Annotated in this window: 15 protein-coding genes and 1 riboswitch; of the genes, 4 read left to right on the plus strand and 11 right to left on the minus strand. The window is 72.3% G+C overall.

Going from position 1 to position 16,954, the window contains the following annotated elements:
* The 3 genes from DWB77_RS15175 to DWB77_RS15185 all read right to left on the minus strand — a co-directional run bounded on the left by DWB77_RS15175 (position 1) and on the right by DWB77_RS15185 (position 4,306).
* Positions 1–2,211, minus strand: coding sequence for an alpha-N-acetylglucosaminidase (locus DWB77_RS15175; RefSeq protein ID WP_120721787.1), 2,211 nt, complete (start codon positions 2,209–2,211; stop codon positions 1–3).
* 121 nt (positions 2,212–2,332) lie between these two features.
* Complete coding sequence (locus DWB77_RS15180) at positions 2,333–3,901, minus strand: ABC transporter substrate-binding protein (protein WP_120721788.1); 1,569 nt, start codon at positions 3,899–3,901, stop codon at positions 2,333–2,335.
* 132 nt (positions 3,902–4,033) lie between these two features.
* A complete protein-coding gene (locus DWB77_RS15185; RefSeq protein ID WP_120727810.1) occupies positions 4,034–4,306 on the minus strand; it encodes an SCO4848 family membrane protein in 273 nt (90 codons plus the stop codon).
* Here DWB77_RS15185 and DWB77_RS15190 point away from each other — a divergent pair.
* A complete protein-coding gene (locus tag DWB77_RS15190; protein ID WP_120721789.1) occupies positions 4,245–5,717 on the plus strand; it encodes a D-alanyl-D-alanine carboxypeptidase in 1,473 nt (490 codons plus the stop codon). The two genes, DWB77_RS15185 and DWB77_RS15190, sit on opposite strands and share 62 nt — an antisense overlap.
* Here DWB77_RS15190 and DWB77_RS15195 read toward each other — a convergent pair.
* The 4 genes from DWB77_RS15195 to DWB77_RS15210 are packed head-to-tail and all read right to left on the minus strand — an operon-like array spanning position 5,686 to position 8,511.
* The gene (locus tag DWB77_RS15195; protein WP_120721790.1) at positions 5,686–6,585 is read right to left on the minus strand and encodes a YihY/virulence factor BrkB family protein; all 900 of its coding nucleotides are present in this window, start codon (positions 6,583–6,585) and stop codon (positions 5,686–5,688) included. The genes DWB77_RS15190 and DWB77_RS15195 overlap by 32 nt on opposite strands.
* Positions 6,573–7,037, minus strand: a complete 465-nt coding sequence (locus DWB77_RS15200; protein ID WP_120721791.1) for a GtrA family protein — start codon at positions 7,035–7,037, stop codon at positions 6,573–6,575. The genes DWB77_RS15195 and DWB77_RS15200 overlap by 13 nt, the downstream gene beginning before the upstream one ends.
* A complete protein-coding gene (locus tag DWB77_RS15205) occupies positions 7,034–7,975 on the minus strand; it encodes a decaprenyl-phosphate phosphoribosyltransferase (protein ID WP_120721792.1) in 942 nt (313 codons plus the stop codon). The genes DWB77_RS15200 and DWB77_RS15205 overlap by 4 nt, the downstream gene beginning before the upstream one ends.
* A complete protein-coding gene (locus tag DWB77_RS15210; RefSeq protein WP_120721793.1) occupies positions 7,972–8,511 on the minus strand; it encodes a phosphatase PAP2 family protein in 540 nt (179 codons plus the stop codon). Before DWB77_RS15210 ends, DWB77_RS15205 begins: the two co-directional genes overlap by 4 nt.
* A gap of 187 nt (positions 8,512–8,698) precedes the next feature.
* On the opposite strand from DWB77_RS15210, the gene DWB77_RS15215 reads away from it, so the two are divergent.
* Together DWB77_RS15215 and DWB77_RS15220 are read left to right on the plus strand one after the other, a co-directional pair.
* The gene (locus tag DWB77_RS15215; protein WP_120721794.1) at positions 8,699–10,084 is read left to right on the plus strand and encodes an FAD-binding protein; all 1,386 of its coding nucleotides are present in this window, start codon (positions 8,699–8,701) and stop codon (positions 10,082–10,084) included.
* A 116-nt stretch (positions 10,085–10,200) separates the two neighbouring features.
* Complete coding sequence (locus DWB77_RS15220) at positions 10,201–10,956, plus strand: decaprenylphospho-beta-D-erythro-pentofuranosid-2-ulose 2-reductase (RefSeq protein ID WP_120721795.1); 756 nt, start codon at positions 10,201–10,203, stop codon at positions 10,954–10,956.
* 29 nt (positions 10,957–10,985) lie between these two features.
* On the opposite strand, the gene DWB77_RS15225 is transcribed toward DWB77_RS15220, so the two are convergent.
* The 3 genes from DWB77_RS15225 to glyA all read right to left on the minus strand — a co-directional run bounded on the left by DWB77_RS15225 (position 10,986) and on the right by glyA (position 14,353).
* On the minus strand, positions 10,986–11,564 hold the full coding sequence (locus tag DWB77_RS15225; RefSeq protein ID WP_120721796.1) for a 2'-5' RNA ligase family protein: 579 nt from the start codon (positions 11,562–11,564) through the stop codon (positions 10,986–10,988).
* Positions 11,565–11,701: 137 nt separating this feature from the next.
* Entirely contained in the window at positions 11,702–12,712 is a 1,011-nt protein-coding gene (gene trpS / locus DWB77_RS15230; RefSeq protein WP_342778034.1) for a tryptophan--tRNA ligase, read from the minus strand.
* Positions 12,713–13,081: 369 nt separating this feature from the next.
* Positions 13,082–14,353 carry a serine hydroxymethyltransferase gene (glyA, locus tag DWB77_RS15235; protein WP_120721797.1) on the minus strand — a complete coding sequence of 424 codons (1,272 nt, stop codon included), beginning with the start codon at positions 14,351–14,353 and terminating at the stop codon, positions 13,082–13,084.
* A 28-nt stretch (positions 14,354–14,381) separates the two neighbouring features.
* Positions 14,382–14,472, minus strand: a riboswitch (ZMP/ZTP riboswitch).
* A gap of 91 nt (positions 14,473–14,563) precedes the next feature.
* Here glyA and rocD point away from each other — a divergent pair.
* Positions 14,564–15,802 (plus strand): ornithine--oxo-acid transaminase, encoded by a 1,239-nt coding sequence (rocD, locus tag DWB77_RS15240; RefSeq protein ID WP_120721798.1) that lies wholly within the window; start codon positions 14,564–14,566, stop codon positions 15,800–15,802.
* A 6-nt stretch (positions 15,803–15,808) separates the two neighbouring features.
* Here the strand turns inward: rocD and DWB77_RS15245 are convergent, their stop codons facing one another.
* Positions 15,809–16,948 carry a hypothetical protein gene (locus tag DWB77_RS15245; RefSeq protein WP_162952537.1) on the minus strand — a complete coding sequence of 380 codons (1,140 nt, stop codon included), beginning with the start codon at positions 16,946–16,948 and terminating at the stop codon, positions 15,809–15,811.
* Between the last annotated feature and the right edge of the window lie 6 nt (positions 16,949–16,954).

The following is a 16,954-nucleotide window of genomic DNA, read 5'->3' on the forward strand; positions in this document are numbered from 1 at the left end:
TCACAGGCCGAGGGCCGCCCGCACTTCCCGTGCCACCTTCACGATGTCGCCCTTGGGTTCCGTCCGGTACACCGGATGCGTACGCACCCAGGTGTCCTCCAGGGCGTACCAGTCGACCGGGGCCGGGGGCCGGCCCGTGGTCAGGGCGGTCGTCAGGGTGGCGAAGCAGGTGCGCCAGCGCAGCGTGTAGAGGCCGCCCACCAGGCCCGACCACTCGCGGTTGGCGTAGTCGTGCAGGGTGCCGCCGTCGGCCGCCGCACGCGGGCCCCACACCGTGAGCAGCGAGAGCGCGTCCTGGGCGAGGCGGTCCCGCTCGGAGGCGGTCGCGCCCCAGGAGCGCGCGTCCGCGATCCAGCGGCCCAGGAGGTGGCGCCGGTCGGTGGCGACCACCCGCTCAAGGAGGGCCAGATCGCGCATCCACTCCCCCGTGAGCCGCGCGAACCCCTCCTCGTCCCGCGCCTCGAAGGCGGCCCGGATGCCCGGGAGCAGCCGCCGGGACTCGTTGGAGAGGGTCTGGCGGGTGACGTCCAGCAGGTCGTAGCGGTACGCGCTGCTCCTGCGCAGGGCCGGGGAGACGGCCAGGAGGGCGGGCAGCGCCCGGGCGAACTCAGCGGCGTCGTACCGCAGTTGGGGCGGTGACCAGAAGGCCGCATGGGTCGTCGACAGATCGGGGCGGGCACCGAAGAGACCGTCCGCGGCCTCGCTCCAGGAGTCGTCCCGGGTGGTGCCGTAGGCGGTGCGGCGCAGGATGTCCCACGCCTCGGCGGCCCCTTCGTCCGGGGCGCCGTAGCGGTGGACCGGCCACTGCTCGAACCACTCCTCCAGGTCGACGGCTTCGTCGGTCCAGGCAAGGTCCGAGAAGAGGGCGAAGGCGGCCGGGTTGTTGTCCGCGCCCTCCGGCATGAGCGCGATGCCGTCGAGCGCGCTGTCCGGCTTGGTGCGCCAACTGTCGTACAGGGACGCCCAGTCGGGGGCGTTGGCGCCCATCGCGGTGTGGCCGCCGAAGTTCCAGATGGAACCGAAGGCGTACGGCGTGCCCTGCCAGGACTCCTCGCGGTCGGTGACCGAGGGGTAGTGGTCGGAGAGGCCGTCGACGACGAACAGCCTGCTCTTGTCGACCGCTTCGATGATCTCCCGGTGGGGGTTGTGCTGCCAGCCGAGCAGGGTCCAGATCGCCTCCGGGTGCGCGGTGCGCAGCGCCTTCTCGACGGCGCGTGCGGCCTCCCCGATCGGCACGTCGCCCGGGGTGCCGCCCTCGTGCAGCAGATCCATCTTGTACAGGGAGGTGGCGCCGAGCAGTTCGGCCTGTACGCGGTAGAAGGTGGCCGCGACCCGGGCGAAGTGGTCGGAGCGCGGGTCCAGCCAATCGGGGCGGGGAAAGCCTCCCCACACCCCCTGCGGCACCACGCGCGCTCCCGGGTTGCGGGCGGCGAAGCCGGGCGGCAGCGTACCGAAGTAGCCGGGGAGCACCGGTGTCATGCCGAGCTCCCGCAAACGGTCGACGACGCGGACCGCCAACTCGGCGCGCTGGTCGAGGAGTTGGGTGGAGACCGGGCCGCCGAAGCCGGACATGTTCTGGAGCAGCCACCAGGGCTGGTGCGCCGGGCCCGGGATCCAGGTGCGCAACTCGGCGTCGCGGTAGCCGTGGTGGAGGAAGGTGCGGTGGTAGACGGTGTCGGCGCCGAGGTAGACGAGGACCTCGTTGTAGCCGTGCAGCGCCAGGACGTCGAGCTCGCGCTCCCAGTAGGACCAGTCGTGGTAGGGCCCGGTGTAGCCGTCGTTGGTGTCGTTGAAGGCGAACCGGTGGGTGACGTTGGCGGTCCGCCCGATGGGCGAGGGCACCCCGGGGAGCAGGCGTGGCAGCCGGGTCTGTTCGCCGGCCCAAGAGATGTGGGCGTGCGCGACCTGCCTCAAGTACTGGTGGAATCCGGTGAGTTGGACGGCCGGGCTGGTGCCCTCGACGAGGATCTCGCCGGGGTCGCCCGAGACGCGGAAGCGGTCGTGGCCACCGTCGCGCGCCACCGTGCGGAAGGTGACCTGATCGCGATGGTCGGGCAGCAGCCGGGCCAGTGCCCGCGCGGCGGGCCCCCGGGCGGTCAGGGCCGCCGCCCCGGCGGCGGGTCCGGCGGCGTGTCCGGCCTCGGGGCCCGCGCCGACGGCGAGGGCCGATCCGGCGAGCGAGCTCAGGAGCGTACGACGGGAGAGGCGCATCCCTCGACGGAAGCAGCGTGCCCGGGCGCGGTCAATGGAGCAGAACCGGTGGCCCCCCGGACAGAAGCCCTTTGGGTCAACGTCATCCCGCCCCGGCGGCCGTCCCGGGCCCGGCCGGGGCTCAGATCCAGCCCAGCTCCCAGAGGCGCCACACGCCCGTGCCGTCCGACAGGTACTGCGAGCCGCTGACGTCCTTGTTGCCGAGGACGTAGTTCTTGCCCTGCCACAGCGGGATCAGCGGGACGTCCTGGGCGACCTTCTCCTGGAGCGACTTGAAGTCGTCGGCGGCCCGGCCGCGGTCGGTGAACTCCTGGGTGCGCCGGATGATGTCGTCGGTCTCCTTGTCGGAGTAGCCGTTGTGGAGACTGTTGCCGGTGCCGACGAGCGGCTGGGCGAAGTTGTCCGGGTCGGGGAAGTCGGCGAGCCAGCCGGCGGTGTACGCGTCGTACTTGCCCTCGGCGTAGTTCTGCTGCATCTTCGGCCAGTCCGGCTCGGCGATCAGGGTCACCTTGAAGAGGCCGTCGCGCTCCAGCTGCTGCTTGAGCTGATCGGCCTCCGCGCCGTTCGCGCCGAGCTTGCGGTAGGCCAGGTCGAAGCGGACCGGGAGCTGCTCGCCCGCGGCCTTCAAAAGCCCCTTCGCCTTGACCGGGTCGGGCTTGGGGTAGGCGTCGAAGAACGCGGTGCTGTGGCCGGTGAAGCCCTGCGGGATCACCGAGAAGAGCGGGTCGACGGTGCCGCTGTAGACGGCGGAGGCGAGCGCCGCGCGGTCGACGAGGGCGGCCGCGGCCTCGCGGACCTTGGTCTTGGAGACCGGGCTCGACGACTTCAGGTTGAAGTTGAGCTGGCGGGTGTCGTAGCCGGGCGAGGTGGAGATCCGCAGGTCCGGGCTGGGCGAGAGCTTGGCGAGCACCTCCGGCGGCATCTCGCGGTGGGCCACGTCGACCTGCTTGGCCTGCCAGGCGGCGCTGAGCTGGTCGGCCTCGGCGAAGTACCGGACCGTGATGGGCAGGCCCCGCTTGGTCACCGCGCCCTTGTAGTCGGGGTTGGGCTCCAGGCTGGCGCTGACCGGCCGCCCCGAGGAGTCCTTCTTGTACTCCTTGAGCAGATACGGGCCCGAGCCGACCACCGAGTTCTCGGTGCGCAGCGCGCCCGCCGGGTACTGGTCGCGGTCGACGATCGCGCCCGCGCCGGTGGCGAGCTTGGAGGGGAAGGTGGCGTCCTTGCTCTTCAGGTTGAAGGTGACCGTGTCGCCCTCGGCCTGGACCGAGCCGAGCATGGAGAACAGCGGGGCGGGGCCCAGCTTGTCGGAGATCTTCAGCATCCGGTCGAAGGAGTACTTCACGTCCTCGGCGGTCATCTTGCGTCCGCTGGAGAACGTGATGCCCTCGCGCATCACACACTGGTACGTCTGGAGCTTCTGCCCGACGAAGGTGCAGCTCTTGGCGGCGTCCGGGACCGGAGTGGTGCTGCCCTGACGGAAGGTCAGCAGCGACTGGTAGACGTTGTTGTAGATCGCCCAGGAACCGGCGTCGTAGGCGCCCGCCGGGTCGAGCGCGGTGATCACGTCGGTGGTGCCGACGACGATCGGGTCCTTCTTCGCCTGGTCCGACGGCAGCAGCTGCCAACCGGCGACTCCGGCGACCACCACTGCCGTGCCTATCCCCACCATGCGCATACGGATCGACCGCATTGCCGTGCTCTCCTCGGAACGCCCCACCCAGCCCCGGCGCGCGGAGTCCCCACGCTGCGCCTGTGATGACGCTCACCCAATCACACGACCTTCACATTGTGGAAGGGTCAACCTTCCACTCACAGCTACTCGTTAGCCGAGCGTGACGGAGCTCTCCGTAGCCGCTTGTTCACGCCGCAGATGGCGCAGCGAACGGAACCCGATGGCCCCCACGCCCGTCCCCAGAAGAAACGAGGTGACGGCGAGCAGCAGATGGACCCAGAAGTAGGCGGTCGGGTCCCCGGCGGCGTCGAAGGCGAGCCCGCTGCCGTCCTTCCACAGGTTCTTCACGAAAGTGGTCCAGATGACCCAGCTCCACGCGCCGAAGGCGAGCAGGAACCAGGAGAGGGGGCGGCTGAGTTTCATGCGTCCAGTATCGGACGCGGCCGGCCGACACCTCCGCCCGGGTGGGAGCTCCCGGCGGGTCATCCATACGATGATCGGTTCGATGGTCGCAGCCTGTACGTTCTCGAACGTGTCTGCCCTGAACGTGAAGAAGAGCGCCGCCCCCCGGCGCGCCCCGCGTCCGCGCCGCCCCGCCCGGCTCGCCCTGTCCGTCGCCTTGGCCGCCGCGGCCGTGCTGCCCGCACTCGCCCCGGCCGCCGCCGTGGCGCTGCCCCGGGACGACAAGCCGGCCGCCTCCGCCACGCCCGGCGCGCCGGGCAAGCGCAATGACGCGCCTCCCCCCGGCATGTCGACGGTCGGCGGCGCCCCGCTGGGCGAGGCCGGCACCCAGGTGCGGCTCGGCGCCGGCGCGCCCGTGCTGCCCCAGCAGGTGACGGGCCGGTCGTGGATCGTCGCGGACGCCGAGAGCGGCCAGGTGCTGGCCGCGCACAACGCGCACTGGCGGCTGCCGCCCGCCTCCACCCTCAAGATGCTCTTCGCCGACACCGTGCTGCCCAAGTTCCCCCGGGACCAGCAGCACACGGTCCTCGCCCAGGACCTGGCCGGGCTCGGCGCGGGCAGCAGCATGGTCGGGGTCAAGGAGAACCTGGCGTACTCGGTGCACGACCTGTGGCTCGGGGTCTTCCTGCGCTCGGGCAACGACGCCGTGCACGTGCTGTCCTCGATGAACGGCGGCGTGGCGAAGACGGTCCAGGACATGCAGGCCCGGGCCGATGAGCTCCAGGCCCTCGACACCCGGGTGGTCTCGCCGGACGGCTACGACATGCCGGGCCAGGTCTCCAGCGCCTACGACCTGACGCTGTTCGCCCGCTCGGGGCTCCAGAACAAGGACTTCCGCGAGTACTGCGCGACGGCGACCGCGAAGTTCCCCGGCGCCGAGGGCAAGGACAAGAAGCGGGAGATGTCCGAGATCCAGAACACCAACCGGCTGCTCACCGGCGATGTCGGGCTCAATCCGTACAAGGGCATCGCGGGCGTCAAGAACGGCAACACCACCAACGCGGGCGCCACCTTCACGGGCGTCGCCGAGCGGGGCGGCAAGGTGCTCCTTGTCACGGTGATGAACCCGGAGTCGACGGAGAGCCAGGCCGTCTACAAGGAGGCGGCCCGGCTGCTGGACTGGGGGTTCGCCGCCAGCGGCAAGGTCACCCCGGTCGGCGAGCTGGTACCGCCGAAGTCCGCGACGACCGGCAAAGGAACCGCCACGGGCGGCGCGCAGGAGGTGGTGAAGAAGCGTCTCGACAGCGCGGCCGCCGCCCAGGGCGAGAGCGGCGGCGTCGGGATCGCACTGGGCGTCGCGGGTGGGGCGTTGATCGTCGTGGCGGGCGCGGTCTTCCTGATCAATCGGCGCTGGCCTCTTCGGAGGCGATGAGGTCGGGGTCGTCCTCCTTGGACGGGGTGGCCGTCCAAGCGGCGCAGAACAGGAGCAGCTTCGCGGTGAAGTTGATCCACAACAGCAGCGCGATGGGCACCCCGAACGCGCCGTACATGCTCTTGGCGGCTACGCCCTTCATATAGCCGCCGAGCAGCATCTTCAGGAGTTCGAAGCCGACCGCGCCGAGCAGGGCGGCCACCATCAGGCGGCGGCGCTGCGGGCTCACGCCGGGCAGCAGCGTCAGGACGTACAGCAGGAGCAGGAAGTCGGCGAGGACGGCGACGGCGATCGCGGCGACGCGAAGGAGCACCCCGCCCGCGCCGCCCTCGTCGATGCCGAGCCGCTCGGCGGTCCAGCCGACCGCGGTGGAGCCGATGGAGGACGCGGCCCACGAGGCGAGCCCGGCGCCGCCGAGGCCGAGGAGCACCCCGCCGTCCTTGAGCTTGCGCAGGATCGGGTTCTCGCCCTCGTCGGCCTCCTCCATGTCCCACACCACCCGCAGACAGCCCCGCATCTGGCCGACCCAGCCGATGCCGGTGAACAGCAGCAGCGCTCCGGCGACGACGCCGACGGTACCCGCGTTGTCGATCAGCGCCTGGAGGTCGAGCTGGTCGGAGATGCCGGGGACCTGCTCGGCCAGGGTGTTCTGGAGCTTGTGCACCTGGTCGGTGGAGAGCAGCGCGGCCGCGACGGCGGCGCCGACGGTGAGCAGCGGGAAGAGCGCGAGGAAGCTGACGAAGGTGATGGCCGCGGCCAGCCTGGACCAGTAGACGCGGTCGAGCCGCTCGTACGAACGCCAGGCGTGGGTCCGCATGAGCCGGGTGATCCAGGGCCCGACGACGGGAAGTTTCTTCAGCCAGTCCATGACGTACGACTACCCTCTCCAGCTTGGCTGTGTCGGTCCTGGTGCGGGCCTCGCGGCGCGGGGCCGAAGACCAGTGTTCTCGTGCCCCAGAATCGCAGGCAGGTGGCGAGCGCCATGCCGAAGACGGCTCCGGACAGGGTGTCGGCGCGCGGCGAGGTGAAGCCGAGGCCGTAGTGCGAGAGGGCGATGCACAGCAACTGGACGAGCGCGCCCGCGATGTTGACGGCGAAGAAGACGGCGTACTCGCGCCGCCCGGCCCGGCGTCCGCGGTAGGTGCCGAAGGCGTTGCCGAGGTAGGCGACCGTACAACCGGCCACGAAGGAGAGGGACTTGGCGGCGATCGGATCCCAGTGAAGGCCCGAGCGCAGCCCCACGAACAGGACCAGATCGGCGGCGTACGCGCAGCTCCCGGCCAGCGCGAACCCGATGAGCTCGGCTTTGGCGACGCTCACAGGTCGGCCACCGCGAGCGCGTACAGCGCGACCCAGACGGCTCCGATGACAGCGAGCGCGCGGTCGTGCAGGACGACGTCCTCGGGCGCCCCCGCGCTCCCCCGGTCGGCGAAGACGGCGTACCGCAGGATCGCCCCGATGAACGGGACCATCGACAGCTGCCGCCAGGGCAGCAGCGATCCCCGCGCCACCCCGCCGGCCTCCAGCGCCCACAGGCAGTAGGCGAGGACCGCGACACCGGCGGCGAGTTGCCACACGAAGCGCAGATAGCCGGTGGTGTACGCGTCCAGGAGCGAGCGGGTGGCGGCCCCGCTCCCCTCCATGCGCAGGGCCTCCGAGTAGCGCTTGGCGGCGACCATGAACAGCGCGCCGAACCCGGCGGTGATCAGGAACCAGCGCGACAGCGGGATCCCGAGCGCGACCCCGCCGATCATCGCCCGCATGAGGAATCCGGTGGTGACCACCACCAGGTCGACGACGAGGACGTGCTTGAGCTTGACGCAGTAGGCCAGTTGCATCAGGACGTACGCGGTCAGCAGCGTGGCCGTCATCGCGTTGCAGGTCAGCGCGGCAAGGGGCGGGGTGAGGACGGCGAGGGCGGCGCCGGTCGCGTACGCGGCGCCCACCGGGACCCGCCCGGCGGCGACCGGCCGGTGCCGCTTGTCGGGGTGGGCGCGGTCGGCCTCGGCGTCCTGGGCGTCGTTGATGAGGTACACGGCCGCGGCCGAGGCCGTGAACAGGCAGAAGACCAGGGCGAGTTGGCCGATGTCGTGCGGGCTCAGCAGCCGGCCGGCGGCGGCGGGCGCGGCCAGCACGAGCACGTTCTTGATCCACTGGCGGGGGCGTGCGGTGCGCAGCAGGCCGCCGGGCAGGGCGAGCAGACGGTGGAGCGCCGGGGTTCTGGCTTCGTCGAGGAGTACCGTGCCGGGCTCGGTCATCGGCGCCCCGCTTCCAGCGGTTTGCGCATCCAGGCCGCCCCCGCCCGCGCGGTGACACCGCCGAGCAGCGCGCCCGCCGCGATGTCGCTCGGATAGTGCACCCCCGCCACCACGCGGGACACGCACACCGCGGCGGCCAGCGGCCCCACCAGGTGCGCCCCGGCCGGCCGCAGCGCGCCGTACGCCACGGCGGCGGCCGCCGCGGAGCTGGCGTGCGAGCTGGGGAAGGAGTGCCGCCCGGCGGTCCGCACCAGCGGCTCGGCCGCCGGGAGGTGCGGCCGGGGTCGGCGCACCACCCGCTTGACGCCCATGCTGGCCAGGTGGGCGGCGGCGACCAGGGCGGTGGCGCGCAGCCAGGCCCCGCGCCGGTCCCGGTCGGCGACGGCCCCGGCAAGACCGGCCGCGAGCCACAGCGCGCCGTGCTCACCGGCGAAGGACAGCGCCCGGGCGGCGGCGGCCACCCGTGGCTCGTTCGCGCAGTCGCGCAGTGCGGCCAGGAGCCGCTGGTCGGCGTCGGTGCATGACGGCTTCTGCATCTGCCACCCCTCTTCCGTGACGTCGGCCCGCCAACTGGCCGTAGGCCACGGGCGACTCTCCTGCGCGCGGGAAGACGAATACGGGACAAATGAGACTGACACCCATGTAATCACCCATTTCGGTGAGTGGTTTATCAGGGCGGGTGGCTAAGGGGAAGGGGACGAGATAGGCGATACCGTCGCATTCATGTCTGCCGAGACGACACCCGACGCCGCGCTAGCGCCCCTGGGCCCGCCGACGTCCGTGAGCGGCTGGGGCCGCACCGCCCCCAGCGCCGCCCGCCTGCTGCGCCCGCGAAGCTACGAGGAGGCGGCGGCCGCCGTCCTGGCGTGCGGGGCGCGCGGCACGATCGCCCGGGGTCTTGGCCGGGCCTACGGGGACGCCGCGCAGAACGCGGGCGGCGCGGTCCTCGACATGACCGGCCTCGACCGCATCCGCAGCGTCGACGCCGACGCGGGCGTCGTCGTCTGCGACGCGGGCGTCAGCCTGCACCGCCTGATGGAAGTCCTGCTGCCGCTCGGCTGGTTCGTACCGGTCACGCCCGGCACCCGCCAGGTCACCGTCGGCGGGGCGATCGGCGCCGACATCCACGGCAAGAACCACCACGTGTCCGGCTCCTTCGCCCGCCATGTGCGCGAGCTCGACCTGCTGACCGCCGACGGCACGGTCCGCACCCTCACCCCGGACAGCGAACTCTTCGACGCCACGACCGGCGGCATGGGCCTGACCGGCGTGATCCTGAGCGCCACCCTCCAACTCCTGCCCGTACGCACCTCGTTGATGACGGTCGACACCGAACGGGCCCTGGATCTGGACGACTTGATGACCCGGCTCGAATCCGGCGACCACCGCTACCGGTACTCGGTGGCGTGGGTCGACCTCCTCGCGCGGGGCGCGAAGACCGGCCGGTCGGTGCTGACCCGCGGAGAGCACGCGCCGCTGGACATGCTGCCGCCGCGCGCCCGCCGCGCCCCGCTCGACTTCCGGCCCCGCAGCCTGCCGGCCGCCCCCGCGTTCCTGCCCGAGGGGCTGCTGGGGCGCGGCTCCGTCTCGGCGTTCAACGCGCTCTGGTACCGCAGGGCGCCGCACCACCGCACGGGCGAGCTCCAGCGCATCTCGACGTTCTTCCACCCCCTCGACGGGGTGCCGCACTGGAACCGCGTCTACGGCAGGGGCGGCTTCGTGCAGTACCAGTTCGTCGTCGGGTACGGGCAGGAGGACACCCTGCGCGCCATCGTGCACCGCCTCTCCCGGCACCGCTGCCCCTCCTTCCTCGCCGTCCTGAAGCGTTTCGGCGACGCGGACGCGGGCTGGCTCTCCTTCCCGCTCCCCGGCTGGACCCTCGCCCTGGACATCCCCGCCCGGCTGCCCGGCCTCGCCGCGCTCCTCGACGAACTCGACGAGCGGGTGGCGGGCGCGGGCGGCCGCGTCTACCTCGCCAAGGACGCGCGGATGCGGCCGGAACTGGTGGAGCACATGTACCCGTGGCTGCCTCGATTCCGGGCGCTGCGCCGGGAGTTGGACCCGCGGGGCGTCTTCCGGTCGGACATGAGCAGACGCCTGGGCCTGTGAGCCGGCCGACCCCGCACAGCCGCCCGCCTCCCCCCGAGGCTGCCTCCCCCGAGGCTGCCTCCCCCGGGGCTGCCCGCCTCCCCCACCTCCTCACGCCCCCTCTTCAAGGAGCCCTGATGAAGGACGCATTCGGCATGCCGCAGTCGCTGCTCGTGCTCGGCGGCACCTCCGAGATCGGCCTCGCCACCGCCCGCCGTCTGGTGGCCCGCCGCACCCGCACGGTGTGGCTCGCGGGCCGGCCATCGGCCGCCCTGGACGCGGCGGCGGCCGAACTGAGGGCGCTGGGCCCCGACGTCCACACCGTCGCCTTCGACGCGCTCGACCCCGCCGCGCACGAGGTCGCGCTCGGCAAGGTGTTCGCGGAGGGCGACATCGACCTGGTGCTGCTCGCGTTCGGGGTGCTCGGCGACCAGGTCCACGACGAGAAGGAGCCGCTCGCGGCGGTACGGGTCGCGGGCACCAACTACACCGGCGCGGTCTCGGCGGGCCTGATCTGCGCGAAGGCCCTCCAGACCCAGGGCCACGGCTCGCTCGTCGTGCTGTCCTCGGTGGCCGGCGAACGCGCCCGCCGGGGCAACTTCATCTACGGGTCCAGCAAGGCCGGCCTCGACGCCTTCGCGCAGGGCCTCGGGGACGCGCTGCACGGCACTGGGGTGCACGTCATGGTCGTACGCCCCGGCTTCGTCCGGACGAGGATGACGGCCGGACTCCCCGAGGCACCGCTCGCCACCACCCCCGAGGCGGTGGCCCTCGCCATCGAGGCGGGGCTGCGGCGGCGGGCGGAGCTGGTGTGGGTGCCGGGGGCGCTGCGGATGGTGATGTCGGCGCTGCGGCACGTGCCGCGCGCCGTCTTCCGGCGACTCCCGGTGTAGCCGGCGCGGCCCGGCGACTCCCGGTGTGGCTAGCGCAGGGAGGGGTGGTCCAGGGACGCGCCCTGGGCGGGCACGCCGAGCGCGCCCACGCCGAAGGGGTACTCGCGCAGCTTGCGCCACACCCCGTCGGCGCCCTGCTCGTAGAGGGCGAACCCGCCGCACGTCCAGGACGCCGAGAACTGGGCGAGTGACTCGTGGGCCAGGTCCATCGCCTCCTCGGAGATGCCGTGCGCCACGGTGACGTGCGGGTGGTAGGGGAACTGGAGCTCGCGCACCAGCGGGCCCGCCTCGTCCCGCACCCGCTGCTGGAGCCAGGCGCAGTCGCCCGCGCCCCGGCGCACCTTGACGAAGACGACCGGGGACAGCGGACGGAAGGTGCCCGTGCCCTCCAGGCGCAGCTCGAACGCGCGGCCCGCCGCCGCGACCGAGGCCAGGTGCGCCTCGATCTCGGGCAGGCACTCGCGCTGGACCTCGTGCGGCGGCAGCAGGGTGATGTGCGTGGGGATGCCGTGCGCGGCGGGGTCACCGAAGCCCGCGCGCCGCTCCTGGAGCAGGCTGCCGTAGGGCTCCGGGACCGCGATCGAAACGCCGAGCGTTACGGTCCCCACGTCTTCTCCTCCGTGCTGTGGTGTCGATGGTGTGCGTCGTTGGTGTGCGTCGCTGGTGTGCAGTGTGACGGGCTTACCGGCGGCTGACCAGAGGCCGAGGTCGTGCTCCGGCCGCGCGGGGGCGGCCGGAAACCCGGTCAGTGCTTGGCGGGCAGCAGCCCGACCTTGTCGTAAGCCGTGGCCAGCGTCTCGGCGGCGACCGCGCGGGCCTTCTCGGCGCCCTTGGCGAGCAGCGAGTCCAGCGTCTCGGGATCGTCCAGGTACTGCTGCGTACGGGCCCGGAACGGGGTGACGAACTCCACCATCACCTCGGCGAGGTCGGTCTTGAGCGCGCCGTACATCTTGCCCTCGTACTCGGCCTCCAGCGCGGCGATCGTCCTGCCGGTCAGGGTCGAGTAGATGGTCAGCAGGTTGGAGACGCCCGGCTTGTTCTCGGTGTCGTACTTGATCACCGTGTCGGTGTCGGTGACCGCGCTCTTGACCTTCTTGGCCGTCGTCTTCGGCTCGTCGAGGAGGTTGATGAGGCCCTTCGGCGTCGACGCCGACTTGCTCATCTTGATCGACGGGTCCTGAAGGTCGTAGATCTTGGCCGTCTCCTTGAGGATGTACGGCGCCGGGACGGTGAACGTCTCGCCGAACCGGCCGTTGAAGCGCTCGGCGAGGTCCCGGGTGAGCTCGATGTGCTGACGCTGGTCCTCACCGACCGGGACCTGGTGGGCCTGGTAGAGCAGGATGTCGGCGACCTGGAGGATCGGATACGTGAACAGGCCGACGGTCGCGTTGCCCGCCCCCTGCTTGGCCGACTTGTCCTTGAACTGGGTCATCCGGCTGGCCTCGCCGAAACCGGCCAGGCAGTTCATGATCCAGGCGAGCTGGGCGTGCTCGGGGACGTGGCTCTGGACGAACAGCGTGCAGTGCTCCGGGTCGAGACCGGCCGCGAGCAGCTGGGCGGCGGCGAGCCGGGTGTTGGCACGCAGCTCCGCCGGGTCCTGCGGGACGGTGATCGCGTGGAGGTCCACCACCATGTAGAAGGCGTCGTGGGACTCCTGGAGGGCCACCCACTGGCGGACCGCGCCGAGGTAGTTGCCGAGGTGGAACGAGCCTGCGGTGGGCTGGATTCCGGAGAGCACACGCGGACGCTGCTGCATGGCGAAGCCATTCCCCTGGGGGTGGTGGTGGGCGACGGGCGGGCGAGTCGAGGCCATGCTCGCATTCTCTCAGGTACGCGAGCCGTCCCGGAAACCCCCCGATGGTGACCGCCCCCACAGCCCCCCTCTGGGCCGGGGCCCGGGGCCCCTAGCCCTCTCGATCCTGCGGACCGTGCCCGCTTGCTCGCGCAGTTCCCCGCGCCCCTGAAAACCCGTTTTCGTCTGCGGGCCGCAGGTGGCTGGTCGCGCAGTTCCCCGCGCCCCTTAAGTGCTCGGTGCTGGCCCACATCGGCCACCTCAGCCCGTCCGGCGATTGAGGACGAGCGCCCTTAAGGCGCGACACGGGGTCTGGGGCGGAGCCCCAGGGGGTCAGCTCTGGGGGAGGCCCGGGGCGGGGTGGGTGGTGAGGAGGGCCATGACCTCCTGGCGGATCGCGGAGAGGGCACCCTCGTCCCCGGCCCCCGCAGCCGCAACTCCCCGATCGATCCACTCCGCGACCATCGCCACGTGCTCGACCCCCAGCCCCCGAGACGTCAGCGCCGGCGTACCGATCCGAATCCCGGAGGGATCGAAAGGCTTGCGGGGGTCGTACGGCACGGTGTTGTAGTTGACGACGACCCCCGCCCGGTCGAGCCCCTTCGCCGCGACCTTGCCGGAGACGCCCCGCGAGGTGAGGTCCATCAGGATCAGGTGGTTGTCCGTGCCGCCGGACACCAGATCGAAGCCCCGCGCGAGCAGCGCCTCCGCCAGCGCCTTCGCGTTGGCCACCACCTGGTGCGCGTACGCGCAGAACGCCGGCTGCGCCGCCTCGTGCAGCGCGACCGCGATCGCCGCGGTGGTCTGGTTGTGCGGGCCGCCCTGGAGCCCGGGGAAGACCGCCTTGTCGATGGCCTTCGCATGCGACGCGCGGGACATCAGCATGGCCCCGCGCGGACCCCGCAGGGTCTTGTGCGTGGTGGTGGAGATGACGTCCGCGTACGGGGCGGGGGACGGGTGCGCACCGCCCGCGATGAGCCCCGCGATGTGCGCGACGTCCGCGACGAGCACCGCGTCCACCTCCCGCGCGATCTCCGCGAACGCCGCGAAGTCGATCGTGCGGGGCAGCGCCGTGCCGCCGCAGAAGATCAGCTTGGGGCGCTCCTTGAGGGCGAGGTCGCGCACCTCGTCGAGGTCGACCCGGCCCGTGTCGGCGCGTACGCCGTACTGCACGCCCCGGAACCACTTGCCGGTGGCCGAGACGCCCCAGCCGTGCGTGAGGTGCCCGCCCATCGGCAGCGCCATGCCCATCACGGTGTCGCCGGGCTCGGCGAAGGCGAGGTAGACGGCGAGGTTGGCGGGCGAGCCCGAGTAGGGCTGGACGTTGGCGTGCTCGACGCCGAACAGGGCCTTGGCGCGGTCGACGGCGAGCGCCTCGACCTTGTCGATGTTCTGCTGGCCCTCGTAGTAGCGCCGGCCCGGGTAGCCCTCGCTGTACTTGTTCTGGAGCACCGTCCCCGAGGCCTCCAGTACGGCCGTCGAGACGTAGTTCTCGCTGGGGATCAGGCGCAGGGTGTCCGACTGGAGCCGCTCTTCGGCGGCGACGAGCGCGGCCAGCTCGGGGTCGGCGGCCAGCAGGGCGGGGTGGGAAAGGGGAAGGCTCATGGCGTCCTCCGGGTCCGTTGACGGGTTCCCGGGGTGCCCAGGCGGGCGGCACCTCGTGCGGCAGGCCGCGCACGGCTCCCCCGGGGTCGTTTCCCCGCTCGCCAGTCGCCGCGCGTACCGAACACCCTACCGGTGACCCCGTACGGCAAGGTTTCCGCGTCCGGCATACGAGCGACGATAGAAAAGGGCACCACCGACGCCCCATGCCGCATGACGATCGGAGAACCCGTGTCGACACACGCAGCGACCGAAGACGCCATCCGTTCCGCCGAGGCCCACAGTGCGCACAACTACCATCCTCTGCCCGTCGTGGTCGCCTCCGCCGAGGGTGCCTGGATGACGGACGTCGAGGGCCGACGCTATCTCGACATGCTGGCCGGCTACTCGGCGTTGAACTTCGGCCACGGCAACCGCCGTCTCATCGACGCCGCCAAGGCCCAGTTGGAGCGGGTGACGCTGACGTCGCGGGCGTTCCACCACGACCGCTTCGCCGAATTCTGTACGCGGCTCGCCGAGTTGTGCGGCAAGGACATGGTGTTGCCCATGAACACCGGGGCGGAGGCGGTGGAGACCGCCGTGAAGACCGCCCGCAAGTGGGGGTACCGCGTCAAGGGCGTCCCGGACGGCACGGCGAAGATCGTCGTCGCCCGGGACAACTTCCACGGCCGTACGACCACGATCGTCAGCTTCTCCACCGACCCGGAGGCCCGCGCGGACTACGGCCCGTACACCCCGGGCTTCGAGATCGTGCCGTACGGCGACCTCGAAGCGATGCGCGCCGCGGTCACCGACAACACGGTGGCGGTGCTGCTCGAACCCATCCAGGGCGAGGCGGGTGTCCTGGTCCCACCGCCCGGATACCTCGCGGGCGTACGGGAGTTGACGCGCGAGCGGAACGTGCTGTTCATGGCGGACGAGATCCAGTCGGGGCTCGGCCGGACCGGGAAGACCTTCGCGTGCGAGCACGAGGGCGTGGTGCCGGACGTCTACATCCTGGGCAAGGCGCTGGGCGGCGGCGTGGTCCCGGTGTCGGCGGTCGCCGCCTCCTCCGAGGTGCTCGGCGTGTTCCGGCCGGGCGAGCACGGCTCGACGTTCGGCGGGAATCCGCTGGCCTGCGCGGTCGCCCTCGAAGTGATCGCGATGCTGCGCACCGGCGAGTACCAGCAGCGCGCCACCGAGCTCGGCGACCATCTGCACCGCGAGCTCGGCCTGCTGACCGGTACGGGCGCGGTCGAGGCGGTCCGCGGGCGCGGCCTGTGGGCGGGCGTCGACATCGACCCGTCGCACGGCACGGGCCGGCAGATCTCCGAACGGCTGATGGAGCGCGGGGTCCTGGTCAAGGACACCCACGGCTCGACGATCCGGATCGCCCCGCCCCTGGTGATCAGCAAGGAGGACCTGGACTGGGGCCTCGACCAGCTCCGCGCGGTCCTCGCCCAGGGCGCGTAATCCTCGTCAACCGGCCGACGGCGAGGGGCAGTCGGAGCCCTCGCAGAACCCGCTGAGCGCGGCCCTCAGGGTCTGCTCCTGCTCGGGCCACGCCGTCGCGGGGGCCGCGGACAGAACGGCGTAGTGCCGGCCGCCGGGCGTCAGGAACGCGTAGTCCACCACCTGGCGCCGGTGGCCGAGCGTCGTGTGGTCGTAGGCGTACACCAGCCGTGCGCCCTGGGTGGCCCCGGCGGGCACGGTGGCGTCGCGGCCCAGGCTGATCTCCCGGTACCCGGTGTGCGTGGTGGCCAGCGTGCCCGAGGTTCCCTTCAGCGCGTCATAGGGGCTCAGGCCCGCCTCGGAGACCAGGTACACCTGGATGAGCCGGGCGCCGTCCGGGGAGTTGTAGAAGACGCCCTTGTCGCCCTGGTCCTGACGGGTCCAGCCCTGGGGCACATAGAGCCTGAACCCCCTTGGATCCTGGGCGAGTTGGAACCCGGCGGGCACGGTGGCACTCGGCGAGGGGGAGGCGGAGGACGGCGAGGCGCTCGCGCCGCCCCTGCCGTCGCCCGTCCGCTCCGGGGCACCGGAGCGCGGGGTGGCGGCGGGCGAGGACACCGTGGCCGCCGGACGGTCCGGCCCGCCGCGGGCCAGCAGCCAGCCGCCGCCCGCACCGGCCGCGGCGACGACGAAGACCAGGCCCACCACGACGGCCACCGGCACCCGCCGGGACGGCGACGCCGGCGGCTCGGCGAGTTCGGGGGCCTGCGGGAAGCGCGGGAAGGGGCCACCGGTCCGGTACGGATCCTCGGGCCCGCCGGTCCGGTACGGATCCTCGGGCCCGCCGGTCCGGTACGGATCCTCGGGCCCGCCGGTCCGGTACGGATCCTCGGGCCCGCCGGTCCGGTACGGATCCTCCCCGCCGGTGTCGTACGGGTCGTACGGGTCGAGGGCGTCGAACCCCGGCGCGAGGGGCGGCACTCGCGGGCCCGGCGCGGGTGGCGCGGGTGGCGGGGGCGTGGTCGGCGCCGGGGGTACGGGGCCCGCGTCGGGCGTCTCGGGGGCCGGAGGTCCCGGGGGTGTGGGGGGCCGCGTGGAGCCACCCCGTACCGTCTCCCACTTCTGGGTCGCCGCGTTCCAGCGGACCTCGTCCGCACCGCCGGTCACCGCGGC

The sequence above is a fragment of the Streptomyces hundungensis genome (genome assembly GCF_003627815.1).
GTDB classification, from domain to species: domain Bacteria; phylum Actinomycetota; class Actinomycetes; order Streptomycetales; family Streptomycetaceae; genus Streptomyces; species Streptomyces hundungensis_A.